At 72.3% G+C, this 22851-nt stretch carries 20 protein-coding genes and 1 pseudogene; 5 read left to right on the forward strand and 16 right to left on the reverse strand.

The window, feature by feature from the left end; translation table 11 throughout:
• Window positions 1-88 precede the first annotated feature (88 nt).
• Window positions 89-847 carry an LOG family protein gene (locus tag AC5WRT_RS24070; protein ID WP_496095846.1) on the reverse strand — a complete coding sequence of 253 codons (759 nt, stop codon included), beginning with the start codon at window positions 845-847 and terminating at the stop codon, window positions 89-91.
• Between the two features lie 102 nt (window positions 848-949).
• On the reverse strand, window positions 950-2029 hold the full coding sequence (dapE, locus tag AC5WRT_RS24075; RefSeq protein ID WP_496095847.1) for a succinyl-diaminopimelate desuccinylase: 1080 nt from the start codon (window positions 2027-2029) through the stop codon (window positions 950-952).
• Window positions 2030-2208: 179 nt separating this feature from the next.
• Here dapE and AC5WRT_RS24080 point away from each other — a divergent pair, with 179 nt between their 5' ends.
• Both AC5WRT_RS24080 and AC5WRT_RS24085 read left to right on the forward strand, forming a co-directional pair.
• Complete coding sequence (locus AC5WRT_RS24080) at window positions 2209-3201, forward strand: VldE C-terminal domain-containing protein (RefSeq protein ID WP_496100595.1); 993 nt, start codon at window positions 2209-2211, stop codon at window positions 3199-3201.
• A 287-nt stretch (window positions 3202-3488) separates the two neighbouring features.
• Complete coding sequence (locus tag AC5WRT_RS24085; RefSeq protein WP_496100596.1) at window positions 3489-3905, forward strand: ATP-binding protein; 417 nt, start codon at window positions 3489-3491, stop codon at window positions 3903-3905.
• A 279-nt stretch (window positions 3906-4184) separates the two neighbouring features.
• On the opposite strand, the gene AC5WRT_RS24090 is transcribed toward AC5WRT_RS24085, so the two are convergent.
• Window positions 4185-5282: a bifunctional succinyldiaminopimelate transaminase/glutamate-prephenate aminotransferase gene (locus tag AC5WRT_RS24090; protein WP_496100597.1), complete on the reverse strand. Its 1098-nt coding sequence runs from the start codon at window positions 5280-5282 to the stop codon at window positions 4185-4187.
• 123 nt (window positions 5283-5405) lie between these two features.
• Window positions 5406-5726, reverse strand: coding sequence for a ferredoxin (fdxA, locus tag AC5WRT_RS24095; RefSeq protein ID WP_014674796.1), 321 nt, complete (start codon window positions 5724-5726; stop codon window positions 5406-5408).
• A gap of 140 nt (window positions 5727-5866) precedes the next feature.
• Here fdxA and AC5WRT_RS24100 point away from each other — a divergent pair.
• Window positions 5867-6868: pseudogene (locus tag AC5WRT_RS24100) on the forward strand (GNAT family N-acetyltransferase); the annotation flags it as partial.
• Between the two features lie 410 nt (window positions 6869-7278).
• Window positions 7279-8145, forward strand: coding sequence for a transglutaminase family protein (locus AC5WRT_RS24105; protein WP_496095851.1), 867 nt, complete (start codon window positions 7279-7281; stop codon window positions 8143-8145).
• 4 nt (window positions 8146-8149) lie between these two features.
• On the opposite strand, the gene AC5WRT_RS24110 is transcribed toward AC5WRT_RS24105, so the two are convergent.
• The 8 genes from AC5WRT_RS24110 to AC5WRT_RS24145 form a co-directional block, all read right to left on the reverse strand.
• Entirely contained in the window at window positions 8150-8764 is a 615-nt protein-coding gene (locus AC5WRT_RS24110) for a response regulator (protein ID WP_496095852.1), read from the reverse strand.
• Window positions 8761-9951: a sensor histidine kinase gene (locus tag AC5WRT_RS24115; protein WP_496095928.1), complete on the reverse strand. Its 1191-nt coding sequence runs from the start codon at window positions 9949-9951 to the stop codon at window positions 8761-8763. The genes AC5WRT_RS24110 and AC5WRT_RS24115 overlap by 4 nt, the downstream gene beginning before the upstream one ends.
• Before the next feature lie 5 nt (window positions 9952-9956).
• Window positions 9957-10697, reverse strand: coding sequence for an ABC transporter permease (locus tag AC5WRT_RS24120; protein WP_496095853.1), 741 nt, complete (start codon window positions 10695-10697; stop codon window positions 9957-9959).
• Window positions 10694-11623, reverse strand: coding sequence for an ABC transporter ATP-binding protein (locus AC5WRT_RS24125; RefSeq protein WP_496095854.1), 930 nt, complete (start codon window positions 11621-11623; stop codon window positions 10694-10696). Before AC5WRT_RS24125 ends, AC5WRT_RS24120 begins: the two co-directional genes overlap by 4 nt.
• Before the next feature lie 146 nt (window positions 11624-11769).
• Entirely contained in the window at window positions 11770-14154 is a 2385-nt protein-coding gene (locus AC5WRT_RS24130) for a hypothetical protein (RefSeq protein ID WP_496100598.1), read from the reverse strand.
• 161 nt (window positions 14155-14315) lie between these two features.
• A complete protein-coding gene (locus AC5WRT_RS24135) occupies window positions 14316-14732 on the reverse strand; it encodes a DUF6113 family protein (protein ID WP_496100599.1) in 417 nt (138 codons plus the stop codon).
• On the reverse strand, window positions 14729-15586 hold the full coding sequence (mshB, locus tag AC5WRT_RS24140) for an N-acetyl-1-D-myo-inositol-2-amino-2-deoxy-alpha-D-glucopyranoside deacetylase (protein ID WP_496095857.1): 858 nt from the start codon (window positions 15584-15586) through the stop codon (window positions 14729-14731). Before mshB ends, AC5WRT_RS24135 begins: the two co-directional genes overlap by 4 nt.
• A 544-nt stretch (window positions 15587-16130) precedes the next feature.
• Window positions 16131-16325 (reverse strand): hypothetical protein, encoded by a 195-nt coding sequence (locus AC5WRT_RS24145; RefSeq protein WP_116147688.1) that lies wholly within the window; start codon window positions 16323-16325, stop codon window positions 16131-16133.
• A 164-nt stretch (window positions 16326-16489) separates the two neighbouring features.
• On the opposite strand from AC5WRT_RS24145, the gene AC5WRT_RS24150 reads away from it, so the two are divergent.
• Entirely contained in the window at window positions 16490-18634 is a 2145-nt protein-coding gene (locus AC5WRT_RS24150) for a S9 family peptidase (RefSeq protein ID WP_496095858.1), read from the forward strand.
• 110 nt (window positions 18635-18744) lie between these two features.
• On the opposite strand, the gene AC5WRT_RS24155 is transcribed toward AC5WRT_RS24150, so the two are convergent.
• From AC5WRT_RS24155 to AC5WRT_RS24170, 4 genes are all read right to left on the reverse strand, one after another.
• A complete protein-coding gene (locus AC5WRT_RS24155) occupies window positions 18745-19815 on the reverse strand; it encodes an ABC transporter ATP-binding protein (protein WP_496095859.1) in 1071 nt (356 codons plus the stop codon).
• Window positions 19790-20782 (reverse strand): ABC transporter ATP-binding protein, encoded by a 993-nt coding sequence (locus AC5WRT_RS24160; protein ID WP_496100600.1) that lies wholly within the window; start codon window positions 20780-20782, stop codon window positions 19790-19792. The genes AC5WRT_RS24155 and AC5WRT_RS24160 overlap by 26 nt, the downstream gene beginning before the upstream one ends.
• 171 nt (window positions 20783-20953) lie before the next feature.
• Window positions 20954-21934: an ABC transporter permease gene (locus AC5WRT_RS24165; RefSeq protein WP_496095861.1), complete on the reverse strand. Its 981-nt coding sequence runs from the start codon at window positions 21932-21934 to the stop codon at window positions 20954-20956.
• Window positions 21927-22847: an ABC transporter permease gene (locus AC5WRT_RS24170; RefSeq protein ID WP_496095862.1), complete on the reverse strand. Its 921-nt coding sequence runs from the start codon at window positions 22845-22847 to the stop codon at window positions 21927-21929. Before AC5WRT_RS24170 ends, AC5WRT_RS24165 begins: the two co-directional genes overlap by 8 nt.
• Window positions 22848-22851: the final 4 nt, after the last annotated feature.

Genomic DNA, 22851 nt, shown 5'->3' on the forward strand with positions numbered 1-22851 from the left:
TGCCCCTCGCTTCAGCGAGGGGATGCGTGGCAGGCATGAACATGGTGTACACCTGGATTGCACTTGCCCGGATCGGCCCCTCCTCCGCTCAGCGCGCCGCCTCCTTCGACACCAGGGCCACCGCCTCGTCCACCTCGTCCGTGACGTGGAAGAGCAGCAGGTCCTTCTCCATGGCCTTGCCCTGGCCCACCAGGGTGTTCTTCAGCCAGGACACCAGGCCGCCCCAGTACTCGCGGCCGAAGAGGACGATCGGGAAGCGGGTGACCTTCTGGGTCTGGACCAATGTCAGGGCCTCGAAGAGTTCGTCGAGGGTGCCGAGGCCGCCGGGGAGGACCACGAAGCCCTGGGCGTACTTCACGAACATCATCTTGCGGACGAAGAAGTAGCGGAAGTTCAGGCCGATGTCGACGTAGGGGTTCAGGCCCTGCTCGAAAGGCAGTTCGATACCAAGACCCACCGAGACGCCGCCCGCCTCGCACGCGCCCTTGTTGGCCGCCTCCATCGCCCCGGGGCCACCGCCGGTGATCACGGCCCAGCCCGCCTGCACCAGGCCACGGCCGAGCCGCACCCCCGCGTCGTACTCCGCGGAGTCCACGGGTGTGCGCGCCGAGCCGAACACGCTGATGGCCGGCGGTAGTTCGGCCAGCGTGCCGAAGCCCTCGATGAACTCCGACTGGATGCGCAGCACGCGCCAGGGGTCGGTGTGGACCCAGTCCGTGGGGGCGCGCTCGTCCAGCAGGCGCTGGTCGGTCGTGCTGGGTGTCACCTGTCCACGCCGCCGGAGGACCGGTCCGAGTCGCTGCTCGTCCGGCGGAATCTTCTTCCCCTCGGGGTTGCCGGTAGGCATGTGCGCTCCCTCCGTTGCGGGTGGTTCCACCTCAGCGTAGATCCACGCCGGTTACGGAGGGGGGACATGGGTGTGTCCGGCACACGTGCGCCGGGCGGGCGTCTACGCGGAGAGCCAGTTCCGCAGTCGCTCCTCGCCGGCGAGGATCTTCGCCGCCTCCACCCGCTCGTCGCGCTTGTGGGCCAGATGGGGGTTGCCGGGCCCGTAATTGACGGCGGGGACGCCGAGGGAGGAGAAGCGGGAGACGTCCGTCCAGCCGTACTTGGGCCGCGGGGTGCCGCCCACCGCCTCGATGAACGCCGCGGCGGCCGGGTGGGAGAGGCCGGGCAGCGCGCCGCCACTGTGGTCGTCGACCACGAACTCCTCCACCCCGCAGTCCGCGAACACCTCGCGGACGTGCGCGACGGCCTCATCCTCCGTGCGGTCGGGGGCGTAGCGGAAGTTGACGGTCACCACGCACTCGTCGGGGATGACGTTGCCCGCCACGCCGCCGGAGATGCCGACCGCGTTCAGGCCCTCGCGGTACTCCAGACCGTCGATCACCGGGTGGCGCGGCTGGTACGAGGCCAGGCGGGCCAGGACGGGGGCGGCGGCGTGGACGGCGTTGGAGCCCATCCAGCCGCGCGCGGAGTGGGCACGCTCGCCCTTCGTCTTCAGCAGTACCCGCAGCGTTCCCTGGCATCCGCCCTCGACCTCGCCGTCGGAAGGCTCCAGCAGGACCGCGAAGTCGCCCCGAAGCCAATCGGGGTGGGCCATGGCCAGGTGCCTGAGACCGTTCAGATCGGCGGCGACCTCTTCGTTGTCGTAGAAGATGAAGGTGATGTCCCGGTTGGGGGCGGGGACCGTGGCCGCGATGCGCAGCTGCACCGCCACGCCCGACTTCATGTCGCAGGTGCCGCAGCCCCACAGCACGCCGTCGTCGTCCAGGCGCGAGGGCACGTTGTCCGCGATCGGGACGGTGTCGATGTGGCCGGCCAGGATCACCCGCTCGGCGCGGCCCAGGTCCGTACGGGCGACCACGTTGTTGCCGTAACGGTCGACCGTCAGGTGCGGCAGGGTGCGCAGGGCGGTCTCGATCGCGTCCGCGAGGGGCTTCTCGGTGCCGCTCTCGGAGGGGAGGTCCACCAGTTGCGCGGTGAGCGCGGCGGCGTCGAGCGTGAGGTCAAGCGAGGTGTCGGCCATGGCCCCGACCCTAGGCTGTGCCCTGCGGATCAGGCCAGCGACGCGGGGTCGGGCACGAACCGCGCCTTACCGCCGGACTGGTCGAGGGGGGCACCCCTGCACGCGGGGCACGGGTCTGCGGTAAGCGCCGTCCGGTGACCCGCCGTGAGGGTCCGTCGGGGCTCCAGTACCTTGTACGCGTGTCAGAGCCGTCCCCCACCCGTCCCGAACGCCGCGGCCGTCTCTTCCGTTTCACCGCGGCCCTGTTGGTCCTGTGCGGAGTCGTCGCATACCTCGTGGTGCAGTACGTCACCGGAGGCGGCGGAGCGCACGGCTGCAAGGTGGTCTCGGCCGACGGTGACGGAGCGTCGTACGAGTTCACGCCGGAGCAGGCGGAGAACGCGGCGACGATCGCGGCCGTCGGCACCGGGCGCAACATGCCCGAGCGGGCCGTCACGATCGCGCTGGCCACCGCGCTGCAGGAGTCCGGGCTGCGCAACGTCGAGCACGGCGACCGGGACTCGCTCGGTCTGTTCCAGCAGCGGCCCTCGCAGGGCTGGGGCAGCGAGCAGCAGATCATGGACCCGGCGTACGCGGCGGGGATCTTCTACGCGCACCTGGCCAAGGTGCCGCACTACAGCGACCTGCCGCTGACCGAGGCGGCCCAGGAGGTGCAGCGCAGCGGCTTTCCGGAGGCGTACGCCAAGCACGAGCCGGACGCCAAGCTGCTTGCGGCGGCGCTGACCGGGCGTGCTGCGGCCACGCTGACCTGCGACGGGCGCCCGGCCGGCACGGTCTCGGCGACGGGTCCGGACGCGGTACGGGCCGCGCTGGTACGGGACTTCGGGCGGGACGCACTGCAGGAGACCGGTGCGCAGGTGGGCGGCACGCCGGTGCCGTCGCCGTCTCCGGCGCCGAGCGTGACCGCGACGGCGCAGGGCCGGACCGTGACCGTGCCGGTGCCGCAGGGCACCAAGGTGGACGCGACCGGGCGCGGACAGCGGCAGCGGGGCTGGCAGCTGGCGCAGTGGGCGGTCGCCAACTCCTCGGCGCTGCACATCCAACGGGTGTCGTACGGGGGCCGGGAGTGGACCGCCGCGAGCGACGGGGGCTCGTGGAAGCCGGTGGCCGCCCACGGGGCCGGCGGTGCGGAGCAGTCCATGGCTGTCGTCCGGATCGTGACCGGACAGTAGTGCGGGCGACCACCCCGGCGGGTGGTGCGGCGATGCTGTCGACCGCCGTACGGGTGGCATGCGGGACGCCACGGGGAGCCCCGGTATATCAGGGGCCGTAAGGATTCTGCGGGATTTCGGGCGGACGTTCTTTGCCCGTTTTTATCCACACCTGATAATGCGACGCGTTATCCATTCTTTACCGGAGGCGTCCGCAACCTTCGTGGGCTTCGAGCGGTAGTCACGGCGTCCGAGCCCGGATCCGGGTCCGGACGCAGACACCGTTCTCTCCCGTCGAATGGAGCATCATGTCCCTCCCTCTGACCCGCCGGATCGCCCGTGCCGCGCTGCTCGTCGCAGCGGGAGCGGCAGCCGGGGTCGGTGCGGCCGGCTCCGCCGGTGCGGCCACGAACCTGCCGGCGGCGGTCCCGAACCTCGGTGGCCTGAGCGCCCTGGACACCGCGCACGCGGGCGGCACCGTCGACGGTGCCGCGCAGAACGTCGCCGCCCTCGCGGGCCACGCGGGCGGCAAGGCGGTCGAGCAGACGGTGCCGGCAGCCGGCCGGACCGCCGTCGATGCCGTGAAGAAGACGACGCCGGCGGCGCAGAAGGCCGCGGGTGACACCGCCGGGGCGGCCGGGGACGTCGCCGGGGGTGCCGCGGGCAACGTGACGAAGGGCGGCCTGCCGAAGCTGCCGGTGCGGGGGTTGCCGTTGGGCGGCTGAGCGCCTGGTTCCGACCGGTGACGGGGTCCGGGGTGATTCCTGGCCCCGTCGCCTTTCGGACGACAGCTTCGAAGGGCGCTGGGCCTGTCCGACCATTCGCGTCGTTGCCCGAAGGGCGGCCGCGCGGCGTCAGGTGCGTGCTCTCGTCGTGCCGGCCCCAGGCGCCTCGTGCTGGACGTACTCGGGTCCGGGGCCGGTGTGGCGCATGGGGGGCACCTCCCACGCCCTTGAGGCAGTGGGGAGCGTGCATGGTGTCGCGCGGCAGACGGGAACGGTCGCCTAGACCGTCAGGCGCTTCACCGCTGTCCGGATGCGTTCGTCCGTTGCCGTCAGGGCCACGCGTACGAAGTTCTCGCCCGCATCGCCGTAGAAGTCGCCCGGGGCCACGAGGATGCCGAGGTCGGCCAGATGAGCGACCGTCTGCCAGCAGGACTCGTCACGGGTGGCCCAGAGGTAGAGGCCGGCCTCGCTGTGCTCGATGCGGAAGCCGTGGCCGAGGAGGGCCGCGCGGAGGGCCTCGCGGCGGGCGGCGTAGCGCTCACGCTGCTCGTGGACGTGGGCGTCGTCGCCGAGGGCCGCCACCACGGCCGCCTGCGTCGGTGCGCTGGTCATCATGCCGCCGTGCTTGCGGATCTCCAGCAGCGGCCCCAGGACGGCCGGGTCGCCGGCGATGAAGGCCGCGCGGTAACCGGCCAGGTTGGAGCGCTTGGAGAGGGAGTGGACGGCGACGATGCCGTCGTACGAGCCGCCGTTGACGTCCGGGTGCAGGACGGAGGCGGGTTCGGCCTCCCAGTCCAGCTCCAGGTAGCACTCGTCGGAGAACAGCAGGACGCCGTGGGCGCGGGCCCAGGCGACGATGTCCGTGAGGTCCTGCTTGGAGATGACCTTGCCCGTCGGGTTGGACGGGGAGTTCAGCCACAGCAGCTTCAGGCCGGCGGGGTCCAGGTCGCGCGGGTCGTCGTAGGCCTCGTGGTCGGCGCGGGCGAGACGGGCGCCGACCTCGTAGGTGGGGTAGGCGAGGCGCGGGTGGGCCACCTTGTCTCCGGGCCCGAGCCCCAGCTGGGTCGGCAGCCAGGCGACCAGTTCCTTGGAGCCGACGACCGGCAGGACGTGGCGGTGGGTCACGTTCCGGGCGCCCAGACGGCGCTCCAGCCATCCGGTGATCGCGTCGCGCAGGGCGGGGGTGCCCCAGACCGTCGGGTAGCCCGGGGAGTCGGCCGCGTCGATCAGGGCCTTCTGGATCAGTTCGGGGACCGGGTCGACCGGGGTGCCGACGGACAGGTCGACGATCCCGTCGGGGTACGCGGCGGCCGTCTTCTTGTACGGCTCCAGCTTGTCCCAGGGGAAGGTGGGGAGCCGGTCGGAGACTGCGGACACGGGAATCAGGCTCACTTTCGTACGGTGCGGCAAACGCCTCGGTCCCGTGCGGCCCTGATCGGGGTGATCGGGCCGTACGGGACCGAGGCGGCGCGGTGCGGGTGCCGCTTGGCGCTCAGACGGTCACTCGCCCTGCGGCGGCAGCGCGGCGACGAAGGGGTGGTCGCGCTCGATCAGCCCCAGCTTGCTGGCGCCGCCGGGAGAGCCGAGCTCATCGAAGAACTCGACGTTGGCCTTGTAGTAGTCCTTCCACTCCTCCGGGACGTCGTCCTCGTAGAAGATCGCCTCGACCGGGCAGACCGGCTCACAGGCACCACAGTCGACGCATTCGTCCGGGTGGATGTACAAAGACCGCTGGCCCTCGTAGATGCAGTCGACCGGGCACTCCTCGATGCACGCCTTGTCCTTGACGTCGACACAAGGCTGCGCGATGACGTAGGTCACGCTGTCGTTCCTCCTCGATAGGGCGCTGGCGGGCCTCCTCAGGCTCCGCCGCCTGGCGCGCGGGAGCGCGGCGTCGTCGATGCCCGCCCCTAGTATCTCCGTTCCGGAGCATGATCCGAACAGGAGGGGTGAACTGACCAGTGGAAATCTCGGCGACAGGACGCCTCGAAGTCCGAATCACCCCTGATGACGTGGGGAAACGCGTCTCCGTACGGCGCTTGAGCGAACCTGGTGCGGCGCAAGAGAAGTTCACCGACACGGTGGGTGTTCTCACATCATGGGATGATGGCGTGCTCATGATCACACGGCGGGATGGGCGGAGTGTCCGGATCGCCGAGTCTGCCCTGGTCGCGGGCAAGGTGGTACCGGCGGCTCCGGCGCGCCGTCGGGGGCCCGCCGCGTCGTACCCGGAACTCGCGCGGGTCGCCGCGCGCGGCTGGCGGCCGGTGGAGACGGAACGGCTCGGCGAGTGGGAGCTGCGGGCGTCCGACGGGTTCACGCGGCGCGCCAACAGTGTGCTGCCGCTGGGGGATCCCGGCCTGCCCCTCGACACGGCCCTCGCGGCCGTACGACGCTGGTACGGCGAGCGCGGCCTGCCCGCCTACGTCCAGACGGCCACCGGCGCCGAGGGCACGCAGGAACTGCTGTGCGCGGAGCTGGAGCGGCGCGGCTGGGTGCGGGAGGTGACCGCCGAGCTGTGGACCGGTGCGCTGGCGCCGGTCGCGGACCGGGCCGAGGGCACCGGTGTGGTGCTGACCCGGGAGGCGGACGAGGCCTGGCTCGCCCGGTACCAGCGCAAGGGGGTGAGCGAGGTGGCCCTGCGGGTGCTCGGCGCGGGGCCCTCGGTGTGGTTCGCAACGGTGCCCGGCGCCGGGGGCGAGCCCCCGGCGGCGATCGGGCGGTGTGTCGTGGACGGGCGCTGGGCCGGTTTCGCGGCGGTCGAGGTGGCCCCCGAGCGGCGCCGGGAGGGTCTCGCCACGGAGGTGATGGCCGCGCTGGCCCGCCGGGCCCTGGAGGAGGGCGCCTCGGCGGCCTGGCTCCAGGTGGAGACGGACAACGAGGGCGCCCGCGCCCTGTACGCCGCGCTCGGCTTCACCCCGCACCACGCCTGCCACCACTACCGGGCCCCGGCCGGGTCCGGCCGACCGGCCCCTGAGGCCCCGGACCGGCAGACGACGCAGCCCTCGGACGGCAGCCGAGGCACGGCCGTCGCCGGCCCGGGACTCCGGCGTGGGGCACCGGACGCACGCGGGGATCGGGGCACGGCCACGCCGGCCGGCAGCACCCACGGCGCCGAACCGCCCGGCCACCGGCACCCGGCGTCCGGCACGGACGAAGACCCGGGCCGGACTGCGCCGGGGACCGAGCACCTCAACCGGGCGATCACCCCCGCCGAACGCCCGGTCCAGGCAGCCGACGCGGCCTGCCACCGGAACACCGCACCGGCCGCACCGGCCGCACCGCCCCGCACCCTCGGCCCCCGGCGTCCGTCCGTTCGCCCCACTGGGCCGCAACGGTCGTAGAAACCGTCGTGGAAGGGCATGAGCCTGGCATGCGTCACCCGTATCTGCCGCCGCCGTATCCGCCCCCGCCGGAGCGGTCGGCCGAGTTGTGCCGGAGGTTCGCCGAGGAGGCCCGGTCCGAGCGGCCGGATCTGTCGGCGCTGTGCCTACTGATCGGTGCCGGGGCGGACCGCTCGCTGGACGAGGCCGGGATGGACGCCTCGCAGCTGGAGCTGGACCGGCTCGCGGGCGAGCTGCCGTACCGGCCGGGCGGGCCGGGGGCCTGGGCGGAGGCCGTACGGCGGCTGCTCGGCGCGCGCCACGACTTCCACGGCACGCCCGGCGACTACCAGCGGCTCGAGTCCTCCCTGCTGCACGAGGTGCTGCGCCGGCGGCGCGGGCTGCCGATCCTGCTGTCGGTGGTGTGGCTGGAGGTCGCGCGGCGGGCGGGCGCACCGGTGTACGGGGTCGCGCTGCCGGGGCACTTCGTGGTCGGCTTCGGGCCGGCCGAGGAGCAGGTGCTGGCCGACCCGTTCGACGGGGGGCGGGTGCTGGCCGGGAGCGACGCCGAGATGCTGGTGGTGGGGGCCACGGGGGCGCCGTTGGACGCCTCGATGCTGCAGCCCGCGGCGCCGCTGGAGGTCGTCCAGCGGATCCTGAACAACATCCGGGCATGGGCCGCCGCCCGTCCCGAGCGCTCGGACGTGGCCCTGTGGGCCGTGGAACTGGCGCTGCTGGTGCCCGCACACCCGGCCCGGCTGCGCTACGAACGCGGTCAGCTCCTGGTACAGCGCGGGGAGTTCGCCTCGGGGGCGGAAGAGCTGGAGAACTACGCCGACTTGATCGAGGTGGTGGACGAGTCGTCCGCGCAGAAGGTACGGCAACAGGCGCACACCGCACGGGCGATGCTCAACTGAGCCGTCACAGCCATCCCTTCTCCCGCGCCGTCCGCACCGCTTCCGCCCGGTTGCGCACCGCCAGTTTCTGGATGGCCGTGGAGAGGTAGTTGCGCACCGTGCCCTGGGACAGGTGGAGGGCCTCGGCCAGCTCGGCGTTGGTGGAGCCGTCGGCCGCCGCCCGGAGCACCTCGCGTTCGCGCTCGGTGAGCGGGTTGGCGCCCTCGGCGAGCGCGGCGGCGGCGAGCGTGGGGTCGATGACCCGCTCGCCGGCCAGCACCTTGCGGATCGCCTCGGCGAGCTGCGCGGCCGGGGCGTCCTTGACGAGGAAGGCGTCGGCGCCCGCCTCCATGGCGCTGCGCAGATAGCCGGGGCGGCCGAAGGTGGTGAGGACGACCAGCTTGACGTGCGGGAACTCGCGGTGGACCCGGGCGGCCGCCTCGATGCCGGTGCAGCCGGGCATCTCGATGTCGAGCAGCGCCACGTCCACGCCGTGCGCGCCGACGGCCGCCGCCACCTGGTCGCCGCGCGCGACCTGGGCGACGACCTCGATGTCGTCCTCGAGGCCGAGCAGCGCGGCCAGGGCCTCGCGGACCATCGACTGGTCCTCGGCCAGCAGGACCTTGATCGTGCTCGTCATGCCCCGGATCCTACGTCCCCGGGCGGGGCCGCAGGGACGCGGGCGACGAGCCGGAAACCGTGCTTGGTCCGGCCCGCCTCCAGAGTGCCGCCGGCCTTCTCCAGCCGCTCCATGAGCCCGGTCAGACCGTTGCCCGGGAGGCCGCCGGCGCCGCCGGATCCGTTGTCCTCCACGCAGAGTTCGAGCATCGCGCCGTCGAGGGTCTGCCGCCGGCCGAGCTGGACGAGGCACTTCTCGGCGCCGCTGTGCCGGACCACGTTGGTGACCGCCTCGCGCAGCGCCCAGGCCAGCGCGGACTCCGACGGCTCGGGTACCCCGTCGAGGTCGAGCTCGGCGGGCACCTCGGCGGCGACGCCGGCGGCGGTCAGGGCGACCTGGGCGCCGGCGAGTTCGGCGGCGAGCCGGGGGCGCCGGTACCCGGTGACGGCCTCGCGCACGTCGACCAGCGCCTGCCGGCTGACCTGCTCGATGTCGGCGACCTGCCGGGCCGCCTTGTCGGGATGGTCGGGCAGCATCCGGCCGGCCAGCTCGCTCTTCAGCGTGATCAGGGAGAGCGAGTGACCGAGCAGGTCGTGCAGGTCCCGGGCGAGCCGCAGCCGCTCCTCGTTCGCGGCGAGGTGGGCAACGGTGGCCCGCGCCTTCCGCAGCTCGACGGTCGTACGGATGAGCTGGCCGACACCGACCATCGCGAACCCGATCAGCGGGACGAGGAGCAGGCTCTCGTCCGGCTTCACGTCCCAGTGCATTCCGGCCAGGTACATCGTCACGGTCGCCGCCGGGATCACCCAGAACGCGGCCCGGACCGGCAGGGTCGCCCCGCAGGCGACCGACAGGTAGACGAACAGGCCGAGCCACGCGCCGCCGAGGCTGTACGTCAGCAGGGGGGCGAGGACGGCGAGGACCGCGAGCAGGGAGACGACGACGCGGGGGGCGAACGGCCGACCGATGTTCCGGAAGACCAGCGTCAGGTAGGCGGCGACGAAGGCGGCGAGGCCGAGCGCGCCGGCGACCGTGGCGCCCGTGGTGTGACGGCCGGAGGCCAGGTCCTCGGCCGGGGAGCTGAGGAAGACCAGCCAGACCCCGATCCACAGTGTCTTGGCCGTCAGCTCGCGCCGGTTGCGCGGCCCCTGGCCGATCCGCACCTGGTGCTCCGGCCCCCGCTCGCGGGTCTGCTGGTCTTCCGTCATCGTGCTCACGCCTTCAGCGTGTCCTTCCGGTACAGCCAGGCCGCGCCGCCCGCGAACAGGACGAAGTAGACAGCGAGGACCGCGATGTCCGTGGCGTGCGGGGCCTGGCTCTGCTCGATCGACCGCCCCAGTGCAGCGTACGCGTGCGTGGGCAGCCACTTCGCGATGTCCTGCAACACCTTGGGGAAAGTGGTGGAAGGCATCCACAGGCCGCCGAGAATCGACAGACCGAAATAGATGATCATGGTGATCGGGCGGACCGCGTCCCCGGAGGCGATGTAGCCGATGGCCACGCCGAGCGCGGCGAAGACGAGGCTGCCGGCCCAGATGACCCCGGTGAGGGCGGCCCACTGCCAGGGGTCCAGGTGGACGTGTTTGATCACGGCGGCGGCCAGGAACACCACGACGATCGACGGCAGGCTCACCACGGCGGCGCTGGCGGTCTTGGCGAGGACGTAGCCGCGTCCCGGCAGCGAGGTCAGCCGCAGCTGCCGTACCCAGCCGCTCTCGCGCTCCTTGGCGATGCGCTCGCTGTTGCCCATCAGGACGGCGGTCAGCGCACCGAAGGAGGCCATGGAGACCATCAGGTAGGTGGCGACGGTCAGGCCGGTGCCGTCGACCTTCGAGGTGGAGCCGGAGCTGCTGGAGAAGATCAGGAAGAGGATCGAGGGGTAGAGCACCGAGAAGAACAGGAACTTCTTGTTCCGGAAGGCGCGGGCCAGTTCCAGTTTGATCAGGGCGTTCATGACTGCTTGGCCTCCTCGGCCTCCGTGATGGCGACGAAGGCCTGCTCCAGACCGAGTCCGGCGACTTCGAGGTTGCGGGGGTAGACACCGAGGCCGTACAGGGCGTGCACGGTGGCGTCGGCGTCGGACGACTGGATGCGCACGGTCTGGCCGGACACGTCGATCGAGGTGAGGAAGGGCAGGGCGCGCAGGGCGGCCTCGTCGATCTCGCCGTCCAGGTCGAAGGCGACCCGTCGGGCGCCCGCCTTCGCCTTGATCTCGGCGGCGGTGCCGTCGGCGAGGAGCCGCCCGCGGTGCAGCACCAGGACACGGTCCGCTATCGCGTCGGCCTCTTCGAGGTAGTGGGTGGCGAACAGGACGGTACGGCCCTGGTCGGCCTGCTCGCGCATGGTGGCCCAGAAGGCCTGGCGGGCGGAGACGTCCATGCCGGTGGTCGGCTCGTCCAGGATGATCAGGTCGCTGTCGCCCGCGGTGGCGAGCGCGAACCGGACGCGCTGGGACTGACCGCCGGAGAGCTTGTTGACCTTCCGGTCGGCGATCTGCGCGATGCCTGCGCGGGCCATCACGTCGGCCGCCTTGTACGGCTTCGGGTGCAGCGCGCAGGACAGCTTCACCAGCTCCTCGACGGTGACCTCGTCCATCAGCCCGCCGCTCTGCAGCATGGCGCCGACCCGCCCGGAGACGATCGCGTCACGGGGGGCGCCGCCGAACAGGCTCACCGTGCCGCCGTCGGGGTGCTTGAGGCCGAGGAGCAGGTCGAGGGTGGTGGACTTGCCGGCTCCGTTCGGGCCGAGGAGGGCGACGGTCTCGCCCGGGTACAGCCGGAGCGAGAGCCCGTCGACAGCCCTGACGCTCCCGTACGCCTTGGTCACCTGGTCGAAGCCGACCACCGGGGTGGTGGTGGCCGGTGCCGCAGTTGTCGTCATGGCATCCATGGTCGCGGCGCGGGCCGGCGCGGGGCAGTGTCGGGGGTCCTGACTGCCGGATGACAGATGTCATACGGGCCGGGTGACAGTACGGCGAAGGGGGCCCCCGGTGAACGGGGCGCCCCCTTCCTCCGCGTGTGTCCCTGTCAGCTCGGGTTGGTCTGGATGACCGCCACCCGGTTGGTCCTGCTCATCAGGGCCTGGCGCAGGGCGACATAGACGTCCTGCGGGGTGACCGCCGTCTTCTTGCCGGTGCCGCGGGTGATGAGCACGCCGTCGAAGGCGCCGCCGTAGAGCTGCTTCAGCGCGGCCAGGTCGGGCTTGTCGACCAGCTTGCCGTCCACGGTGGGCACCACCCTGAGGAACTTCCAGAGGGATTTCTCCGGGCTCATGGGCACCACGTGACCCGCGCCCGCCTCCACGGTCACCTTGGCCGACATCGCCGGCTCCGCGAACTCCTTCATCTCGCGGTCGACCTCGGCGTTCGACACCGTCGGCTGCCTGGTGGTCGTCGGGACGGTGACGGGGGTCGCGGTGCCCGTCTCCACCAGGGTGCGGTAGGCCTGTTCGACCGCCTGGGTCGACCGGCCCGCGTCGATGGCCTTGCCCGCCTTGCCGTAGACGGCGACCGCCCGCCCCGGCTTGAAGTCGATGCCGCCCTCGACGACCGAGCCGGAGCCGCCGCCGGCCTGCTGCAGGGCGGCCTGGAGCTTCTCCTCGTCCACGGGCATCGACGGCTCGATCACCCGCTTCTGTCCGAAGAGCGAGCCGATGACGTGCACCGGGTTGTAGTCACTGGTCGCGGCCTTGCTCACGGTGTCCTGGAAGTCGAACTGGAGCCCGGCGTTGTCGGGGGTGATGCTGACCGTCCTGCCGCCGACATCGAGCTTCAGCGGCTTGTGGACCCGGTCGCCGAAGGCGTCGTCCAGCTTCTTGACGGCGTCGTCACGGGTGCCGCCGCCGATGTCCAGGCCGAGGACCGTCGTGCCCTTGGGCACGTCGGTGCGGTTCATCAGCAGTCCGGCGCAGTACGCGCCACCCGCGACGACGACCACGCCGACGCCCAGCAGCACCAGCTTGCTGCGGCCCTTCTTGTTCGGCTTGGCCTGCGCCTTGGGGGCGCTTGACGGTGCGGACGCGGACGGCGTGGCCGGACCGTCGGAGGAGGGGCCGCCGAACGGGGAGCCGCCGGCGCCGGGCACGACCGGGATGCCGCTGGTGACGGTGTGTCCGGAGACGTTGCCGGTGGGGCGGAAGCCGGGCGTGCCCGGTTCGGGGGCCGGCTTCTGTGGGGTGAGGATCGCGGTGTCGTCGCTGAGCCCGCCGCCGGGGCCGAGCCCGGTGGGGCCGGCGACGGTCGCACCGGGGCCGCCCGGGCCCGCGGGACCTTCGAGGTCGGCGATGTCGGCGAGGGCGCTGCGGGGCGGCTTGGGGCCCTGGCCGCCGGGCGCGGCGTAGCCGTCCCCGGCGAAGGGGCCGCCGTCGAACGCCTCGCCGGCCGACGGGGCGAGGGGGCCGTCGCCCGTGACCGGGCCGCTGGTGGGGCCTGCCGGGCCCTGCGGGCCGCCGGGACCGCCGTGGCCGTGCGGGCCGTTGAAGCCGCTGGGCCCGCCGGGGCCGCCCAGGCCGCCGGCTCCCGCCGGGCCGCTGCCCGTCGTGGCGCCGAAACCGTCGCGATCGTTCGAGCCGGTGCCCGGGAAACCGCTCCGGCTCGCGTCGGGGGTGCCGCCGAAGCCGTCCTGGTCGGCGTTCTCCGCGAAGTACGGCAGGTCGTCGCGGCGCGGTTCGCCGCCGGGGCCGCCCGGGCCGCCGGGGCGGGAGCCGTTGCCGAGCGGGCCCGCGTTCAGGGCCTCGGTCACGTCGAAGGAGCCGGTCCCGCCGCCGTGTCCGGGGGCGACGGGGCCACCGGTGGCGCCGGGCAGGCCCTTGCCGTTCGTGGCGCCGGAGCGGGCGCCCGGCACGCTCATCGAGCCGACCACGCCACCGGGACGGCCGCCGGCGGGCCGCCCGCCACCCGGGCGTGCGCCGGTGGTACCGGCCGTACCCGGTACTTCCGGACCACTCGGGCGGGTGCCCGACGCACTGGTGGGCGAACCGGAACCAACGGACATTCCTGCTCCGTTCGTGCCACCGCCGCCCGGACCGCCCTTGGGAGCGGAGGACTTGCGTGGCGCGAACCAGTCGCTGGTCTTCTCCTCGGCCCGGGGCGCGGGTTCGGCGGAGGCCTCAACGACGGGAGCAGGCGCGGGCCGGGTGTCGGCGGCGGGCGCCTCGTCCCCGGCGGCGCCGCTCTCCGCGACGGGCTTGCGCACCACGACCGGCGGAATGGGCCGGGACCCGGGGATGTTGATGCGGATCCGGGTCGTCAGCGTGGTCTCTGTCTTCTTCTCCTCCGGCCGCGTGGCCGAACGGCCCGCGTCCGTACCGTCGCCGGAAGCCATGGGGGTCCCGTACGGCGGCGTGCCGGAGGGGTACGCGGCTCCGCCGCGCCCGTTGGGCCCGGTGGACGGAGTGTCAGTTTCACGACTCAAGGCAGGTTCTCCCAGTTGGCTTCGCCGCCCGTGTCGACCTCAACCTGCTCGGGCGGCTCGGCGGCGCGCACCACCATACTGGCCACTTCTGCCGCTTATCCCATGACCGCTGAGGAAACCCACACCGGACTCGCACGTGCGTCCCACGGCGAAGTGGTACGTCACTTGGCAAGTCGGGCGCGACCGCTGCGGGTTTGCCGCCCGACGCCGACGGTGGCGCAGATCACAGCGAGAGCCATGCCGCCGAGCAGGAAGAGATAGGAGCCGATTCCCGCGCCGAACAGGAAGTCGCCTTCCGGGCGCGCGGTGGTGAGCAGGATGACGGTGATGATCCAGCCCGCGCCCGGCGCGACCGCCCCGCCGCGGCCGCCGGTGGCGTACGCACCGCCGAGGAACAGCCCGGCCGCGCCCACGAGGGCGAGCAGCAGCCCCCCGGGGAACCAGGCGGCCTGCACGAGGGCCCCGGCCAGCCCGACGACGGCGCCGAGCAGGAACAGGCCCAGGTGCGCGGCGACCCGTCCGGCCGAGGGCCGGCCGAGCGGCTGGGCGAGCAGCGAGCCGGGTCCGTGGGCGCTCATGCCGTCGCCTCCTCGACGCCGGCGAACAGGTCGGTCTCCCCGGGCACGGCCGTGCCGCGCACCAGCTCGTAGTACTCGGTGGTGAACAGCGGCTGGGCCAGCTCGTTGGAGAGCGCGAAGTACGGCTCGGCCACCTCGATCTGGGTGACGTGGGCGCGCATCGCGGCGGCCTTCGCGGAGGCGAACGCGGAGCCGTCGACGGCGGTGGTGACCCGGGCGTCGTCGACCACGCCGGGCACGTCGGCCACGCTGCCGCTCTTCTCGAAGGGCAGTGCGGGCAGCTCGTCCTGGAGGCGGGCGAAGGCGGCGTCGGCGACCGAGCGCGGGACGCGGTTCCAGTACACCTTGGCAATGCGGTGGCCGCGTTCGGCCGCGAGGTCGACGGCGCGCATGGCGACGCGGTGGGCCTGGATGTGGTCCGGATGGCCGTAACCGCCGTTGTCGTCGTACGTCACCAGGACCTGGGGCCGGACGTCGAGGATCACTTCCACCAGATGCCCGGCGGCCTCGTCCACGTCGGCCCGCCAGAAGCACCCGGGGTCGTCGTTGTCCGCGATGCCCATCATCCCGGAGTCGCCGTACCGTCCCGCCCCGCCGAGCAGCCGGGCGTCCGAGACGCCGAGCGCGCGTACGGCGGCGGTCAGCTCGCCCCGCCGGTGCGCGCCCAGCGCCGGGCCGGCCAGATGCCGCAGCTGCGGCGGGACGACCTCGCCCCGCTCCCCGAGGGTGCAGGTGACGAGGGTCACATGCGCGCCCTCGGCCGCGTATCGGGCCATGGTCGCGCCGTTGTTGATCGACTCGTCGTCCGGGTGCGCGTGCACCAGGAGAAGACGCCGGGCGGGGAGTTCCGTCATGGCTCCACCCTACGAGGCGGCCGGGCTCCCGGCAGTCACCACCTGGCCGTCGCTGTCGCGTGCTCTCGTCCTGGTAGCGCGGTAGGCCGTCGGTCGGAATGGTCCAGTCGGCGACGGTGACGTCCTCGCCGTGGACGAAGTCCTTGCGGGTGGCGCAGCGGAGGGCCGTCGGGGGGTGGCGTGGACGTCGCCGAGCACGGCGCCCTCGCCCGTGCGGGGGTCGAGGACCGCGTCAACCGGGATGCCCATCATCAGGTGGTCGCGCATCCTGGTGACCGATGCGTCGACGTGGATCGTGGCGCAGGTCGGCGAGAAGGTCGGCGGCGGTCCGGAGGAGGGCGGGCGCGGCGCAGGACGGCCGTGGTACGGCGAGGAGCGGTTCGGGGCCGGTGCGGGGGAGCGCTGCACCGGTGCCTGTGCGGTCGCGGGTCCTGCCGATCGCCGGGTGGCGCAGCCGGGACCGGCGAAGGGGCGGCGCCGGGCCGTCGGGTGGTTGCAGGAGACGGTCCGGGTGACGATGCGGCCGCCGGGGACGCGGGTCCGGTCAGAACTTGATGCTGCTGATCATGCTGGCGACGTTCGTGGTCAGTTGACTGATCGTGGGCGCGACGGTCGAGGAGGCGAGGTAGAAGCCGAGCAGGATGCAGACGACGGCGTGGCCGCCCTTCAGTCCCGACTTCTTGATGAGCAGGAAGACGATGATCGCCAGCAGCACCACCGCCGAAATCGAGAGTGCCACGGCGGCTCACCTCCAAAGATCGTGAGATCCAGATCAGTTGAGCAAATCCATGCAGACGCCAGCAGGTTGATACCCACACAGCGGTAGTGATCATAACTATCCGTACTCGCGCATCGCTCGGCGCACGGCCGCACAAGGGGGCGCATGGCCAATATGGTCGGGGTATGACGACCGAGTCTGACTCCTTCCCCCGTCGGCACGCCCGGACCCAGCGGTTCACCCTCGGCGCGCCGCGTGCGTTCACGGTGGCACCCGACGGTGCGCGTGTCGCGTTCCTCCGTTCCGGCTCCGGCACCGACCGGGCCAACTCCCTGTGGATCATGGATCTCCCGGGGGGCGAAGAGCGCCTCGCGGCGGACCCGGGCGCCCTCCTCGGCGGCGCGTCGGAAGAGCTCTCCCCCGAGGAACGCGCACGCCGGGAGCGCAGCCGGGAGGGGGGTGCCGGCATCGTCGGGTATGCCACCGACACGGCCGTGGAGCTGGCGTCCTTCGCCTTGTCGGGGCGGCTGTTCACGGCCGAGCTGCGGGCCGGCACGACGCGCGAACTCCGGGTCCCGGGACCGGTGATCGACCCGCGCCCCTCCCCCGACGGCCGGCACGTCGCGTACGTCACCGACGGCGCACTGCGGGTCGTGGGGGCCGAGGGCGAGGGCGACCGGGCACTCGCCGAGCCGGAGCCCGCGGACGGTCCGGGACGGGTCGCCTACGGCCTCGCGGAGTTCATCGCGGCCGAGGAGATGGAGCGTTCGCGGGGCTTCTGGTGGGCACCGGACGGGCAGCGGCTGCTCGTGGCGCGGGTGGACGACACGCCGGTGCGGCGGTGGTGGATCGCCGACCCGGCCCACCCGGAGCGTGAGCCACGCGACGTCGCGTACCCGGCGGCGGGCACCCCGAACGCGGACGTGCGGCTGTTCGTGGTCGGCCTCGACGGGGAGCGCACGGAGGTGGCGTGGGACCGCTCGCGCTATCCTTATCTGGCGCGTGTGCACTGGTCAGCGGCGGGTGCGCCGCTGCTGCTCGTGCAGTCGAGGGACCAGCGCAGCCAGCTGTTCCTGGCGGTCGACCCGGACACCGGGGAGACGCGCATGGTGCATGCGGACGAAGATCCAAGTTGGCTTGAACTGTTCGCCGGAGTGCCCTGCTGGAGCCCCTCCGGGCAGCTCGTGCGGATCGCGGACGAGGGCGGCGCACGGGTGCTGACGGTCGGTGAACGGCCCTTGACCAGCGGTCAGTTGCACATCCGGGCGGTGCTGGACGTGGGCGCCGACGACGTACTGGTATCCGCCTCCGCGGGCGAGGAGGCGGAGGCCCCCGAGGTCGGCGAGATCCACGTGTACCGCGTGAACGAACTCGGCGTGGAGCGCGTGTCGCAGGAACCCGGGGTGCACACGGCGGTGCGCGCCGGAAGCGTTACCGTGCTGGTGTCCGCGACTCCGGCCATTCCGGGCTCGCGGGTCCAGGTACTGCGTGACGGAAAACCGGCGGCGACTGTCCACTCGTACGCCGAAGATCCCGGTTTGTCCCCCCGCGTAACGCTGACCCTGGGGGGCGCACGTCAAATTCCGTGCGCCGTGCTTATGCCACGGGACTACCACGGCGACACTCCCCTGCCCGTCCTCATGGACCCCTACGGCGGCCCGCACGGCCAGCGGGTGGTCGCCGCGCACAACCCCCACCTGACCTCCCAGTGGTTCGCCGACCAGGGCTTCGCGGTGATCGTGGCCGACGGCCGGGGCACTCCGGGGCGCTCCCCGGCCTGGGAGAAGTCGATCCGGGACGAGGTGGCGGCCACCGTGCTGGAGGACCAGGTGGACGCGCTGCAGGCGCTCGCCGGGCAGTTCCCGCTGGACCTGGGCCGGGTGGCGATCCGGGGCTGGTCCTTCGGCGGCTATCTGGCGGCGCTGGCGGTGCTGCGCCGACCCGACGTCTTCCACGCGGCGGTCGTCGGCGCCCCGGTCACCGACCTGCGGCTCTACGACACCCACTACCAGGAGCGCTACCTGGGCCTGCCGGACGAGCAGCCGGAGGTCTACCGCCGCAACTCGGTGATCGGCGACGCGGGCCTGGTCGACCCGGCCGAGCCGCACCGCCCGATGATGATCATCCACGGGCTGGCGGACGACAACGTGGTCGTCGCCCACTCCCTGCGGCTGTCCTCCGCTCTGCTCGCCGCGGGCCGCCCGCACGAGGTGCTGCCGCTGTCCGGGGTGACGCACATGACCCCGCAGGAGACCGTCGCGGAGAACCTGCTGCGGCTGCAGCTGGACTTCATCCGGCGTTCACTGCCGCAACCGGCCCAGCGGCCGTGAACGGTCGTAACACCCAGGCAACTCCACGGAAGCGGTACCGATATACGGACGCGGGAGGCTGACCAGCGTACGGCCGTGCGGGTGCCGTGAACGGGCCGGGGTGCACCATGTCACCCCGGCCCGTTGCCGTAGGTGCCCTCCATCGGAACCACCTGCCTCTCCTCGGCGAAGTGACAGGCGGAGTCATGGGCCGCCGGGCCGGACGTGCCACGGAAGGCGGCCGGGACCGCGAGCGCCGGCACCTCCCGGGCGCAGCGCTCCTGCGCCTTCCAGCAGCGGGTGCGGAAGCGGCAGCCAGAGGGGACGTTCGTCGGGGACGGCACGTCTCCGCTGAGGATGATCCGCTCCCGGCGTTCCCGTGCCTCGGGGTCCGGGACCGGGACCGCCGAGAGCAGCGCCTGCGTATAGGGGTGCGTGGGGTGGTCGTAGATCTCGGCGTCCCGGCCGATCTCCACGATCCGGCCCAGGTACATGACACCGACCCGGTCGGAGATGTGCCGGACGATGGACAGGTCGTGCGCGATGAAGACGTAGGACAGGTCGAACTCCGACTGGAGCCGGGCCAGCAGATTGACGACCTGGGCCTGGACCGACACGTCGAGGGCGGACACCGGCTCGTCGGCGACGATCACCTCCGGGCGCAGCGCCAACCCCCGGGCGATGCCGATGCGTTGGCGCTGACCGCCGGAGAACTGGTGCGGGTAGCGGTTGACGTACTCGGGGTTGAGGCCGACCACGTCGAGCAGCTCCTGGACCCGGCGGCGGCGGTCGCCCTTGGGCGCGGCCTCGGGATGGATGTCGTACGGCTCACCGATGATGTCGCCGACCGTCATCCTGGGGTTGAGGGAGGTGTACGGGTCCTGGAAGACCATCTGGATGTTCCGGCGCACGGCTTTCAGCGCGCGGCCGGACAGACGGGTGATGTCCTCGCCCTTGAACCGGATGGACCCCGCCGTCGGCCGCTCCAGGTTGCACAGCATCTTGGCGACCGTCGACTTGCCGCAGCCCGACTCGCCGACGATGCCGAGCGTTTCGCCCTTGCCGAGGGTGAAGTCGACGCCGTCGACGGCCTTCACCGCGCCGACCTGCTTCCTGAACAGGACGCCCCGGGTCAGCGGGTAGTGCTTGACCAGCCCGGACACGTCGAGGATCGGCTCAGTCACCGAGGTGGTCGAGGTCATCGAGGCACTCCCTCCAGAAGTGGCAGGCGCTGCCGCGGGTGCCGGAGACCTCGTACAGCGGGGGTACGTCGGTGCGGCAGACGTTCCTGGCCATCGGGCAGCGCGGGTGGAAGGAACAGCCCGGCGGGATGTCCATCAGGTTCGGCGGCAGACCCTGGATGGCGTACAGCTGACGGCCCTTCTGGTCCAGACGCGGGATGGAGTCGAGCAGGCCACGGGTGTAGGGGTGGGCCGGCGCCTTGTAGATGTCACGGACGGGCGCGGACTCCACGATCTTCCCTGCGTACATCACCGCGATCCGGTCGGCGACGTCCGCCACGACACCCAGATCGTGGGTGATGAGGATGAGCCCCATGCGGTACTCGCGCTGCAGCTCCGCGAGCAGATCCATCACCTGGGCCTGCACGGTGACATCCAGCGCCGTCGTCGGCTCGTCGGCGATGATCAGCGCCGGTTCCAGGGCCAGCGCCATGGCGATCATGATGCGCTGGCGCATGCCGCCGGAGAACTGGTGGGGGTAGCCCCGTACCCGCTGGGCGGCGGCCGGGATGCGCACCCGTTCCATCAGCTCCACGGCCCTGGCCCGCGCGTCCTTCCGGGACATCCCACGGTGCACGACGAACATCTCGCCCAGCTGGTCGCCCACGGACAGGACGGGGTTGAGGGCCGACAGGGCGTCCTGGAAGATCATCGCCATGCCGGCGCCCCGGATCTTCCGCCGCTCCTGCTCCTTCATCCGCAGCAGATCGTGCCCCCGGAAGAGGATCCGCCCGCCGGTGATGCGGCCCGGCGGCATGTCGAGGATCCCCATCACGGCCTGTGCGGTGACGGACTTGCCCGACCCCGACTCCCCGAGCACGGCCAGGGTCTCCCCCGCGTCCACCTCGTAGCTCACCCCGTTGACGGCATGCGCGACCCCGTCCCGGGTCCGGAACTCCACCCGCAGATCCCGTACTTCGAGCAGCACGCCACCCTCACCTCACCTTCGGGTCGAGGGCGTCGCGGACCGCGTCGCCCGGCATGACGGGGGACCGCGTGCCGCGTGCCGCCCCTCCCGCGGGCACCGGCAGGGCGCACCCCACGCCTCCCGGCGCCCACGGTCCGCCCTGCCCGGCACGCGCTTCGCACGGCACGTCCCTCACCTCAGCTTCGGATCCAGGGCGTCGCGGACCGCGTCGCCGAGCATGATGAAGGCCAGGACCGTGACGGCCAGAGCGCCCGAGGGCCACAGGAGGGCGTGGGGGGCGTTGCGGATGTAGGGGGAGGCGGCCGAGATGTCGATGCCCCAGGAGACGCTGGGCGGTTTGAGTCCCACGCCGAGGTACGACAGCGTCGCCTCCAGCGCGATGTACGTGCCCAGCGCGATGGTCGCCACCACGATCACCGGGGCCACGGCGTTCGGCGCGATGTGGCGCAGCAGGATGCGGGAGTCGGACGCGCCGAGGGCGCGGGCGGCCTGGACGTAGTCGTTCTGCTTGGCGGTGATGACCGAGCCGCGCGCGATGCGGCCGATCTGCGGCCAGCCGAGCAGGACCATGAAGCCGATGACCGGCCACACCGTGTTGCTGGTGACCACGGAGAGCAGGACGAGACCGCCCAGGACGACCGGGATGGCGAAGAAGATGTCGGTGATCCGGGACAGGACCGAGTCCCAGACACCGCCGAAGTAGCCGGCCAGCGCGCCCAGCACCGAGCCGAGGACGGCCACCCCGAGCGTCGCGAGCACGCCCACCGTGACGGACGTACGGGCGCCGTACACCGTGCGCGTGTACACGTTGCAGCCCTGGCCGTCGTACCCGAAGGGCGCTCCCGGTCCCGCGCCGTCCTGGGCCCTGGCGAGGTCGCACTTCAGGGGGCTGCCGGAGGCGATCGCCGACGGCCACAGGGAGATGAAGACGAGGAAGAGGATCACCGCGGCGGAGACCAGGAAGACCGGGTTGCGGCGCAGGTCCCGCCAGGCGTCGGACCACAGGGACCGGGGCCTGCCCGCGGGCCCGGTGCCCGCCGGGCCGCCCGGCGTCCGCTCCAGCGTGGTGGCCTCGCTCGCGCCCAGGTCCATCGCGCCCCCCATGCCGGTCCCGGCGATCGCGCCCTCCGGCTCGTACGGCTGCTCAGGCATAGCGGATCCTCGGGTCGAGGACGGCGTACAGCAGGTCGACGAGGAGGTTGGCCACGAGGAAGACCAGCACGAGGACGGTCACGAAGCCGACGACCGTCTGGGTGTTCTGGCGCAGGATGCCCTGGTAGAGCTGGAAGCCGACGCCGTGGATGTTGAAGATCCGCTCGGTGACGATCGCCCCGCCCATCAGTGCGCCGATGTCGGCGCCGATGAAGGTGACCACGGGGATCAGCGAGTTGCGCAGCAGGTGCCGGACGACGACCCGGCGCCGGGGCAGGCCCTTGGCGATCGCCGTGCGCACGTAGTCGGCCCGCTTGTTCTCGGCGATGGAGGTGCGGGTCAGCCGGGTGACGTAGGCGAGGGAGACGGAGGCGAGGACCAGGCCGGGCACGATCAGCTCGTCGTAGCTCCCGTAGTGCACGGAGGGGCTGATCCACTGCCACCTGATGCCGAGCAGCAACTGGAGCAGCAGGCCGGTGACGAAGGTGGGCACGGAGATCACCACCAGGGTGGCCAGCAGCACCCCGGTGTCGACCGGCCGGCCGCGCCGCATACCGGTGAGGACGCCGAGTGACACGCCGACGAGGATCTCGAAGAGGATGGCGACGATCGTCAGCCGGATGGTGACGGGGAACGCCGTGCCCATCAGCTCGGTGACCTTCTGGCCGTTGAAGGCGGTGCCGAAGTCGCCGGTGAAGAGGTTGCCCATGTAGGTCGCGTACTGCTGCCAGAGCGGCTTGTCCAAGCCGAACTCCCGCTTCAGCTGGGCGGCGGTCGCCGGGTCGCAGGCCCGCTCGCCGCACAGGCCGGCGATGGGATCGCCCATCACGTTGACCATGAGGAAGATCAGCAGGGTGGATCCGATGAACACCGGGATCATCTGGAGCAGCCGCCGCGCGACGTAGCGTCCCATGACC

This window comes from Streptomyces sp. NTD91, from assembly GCF_059510455.1.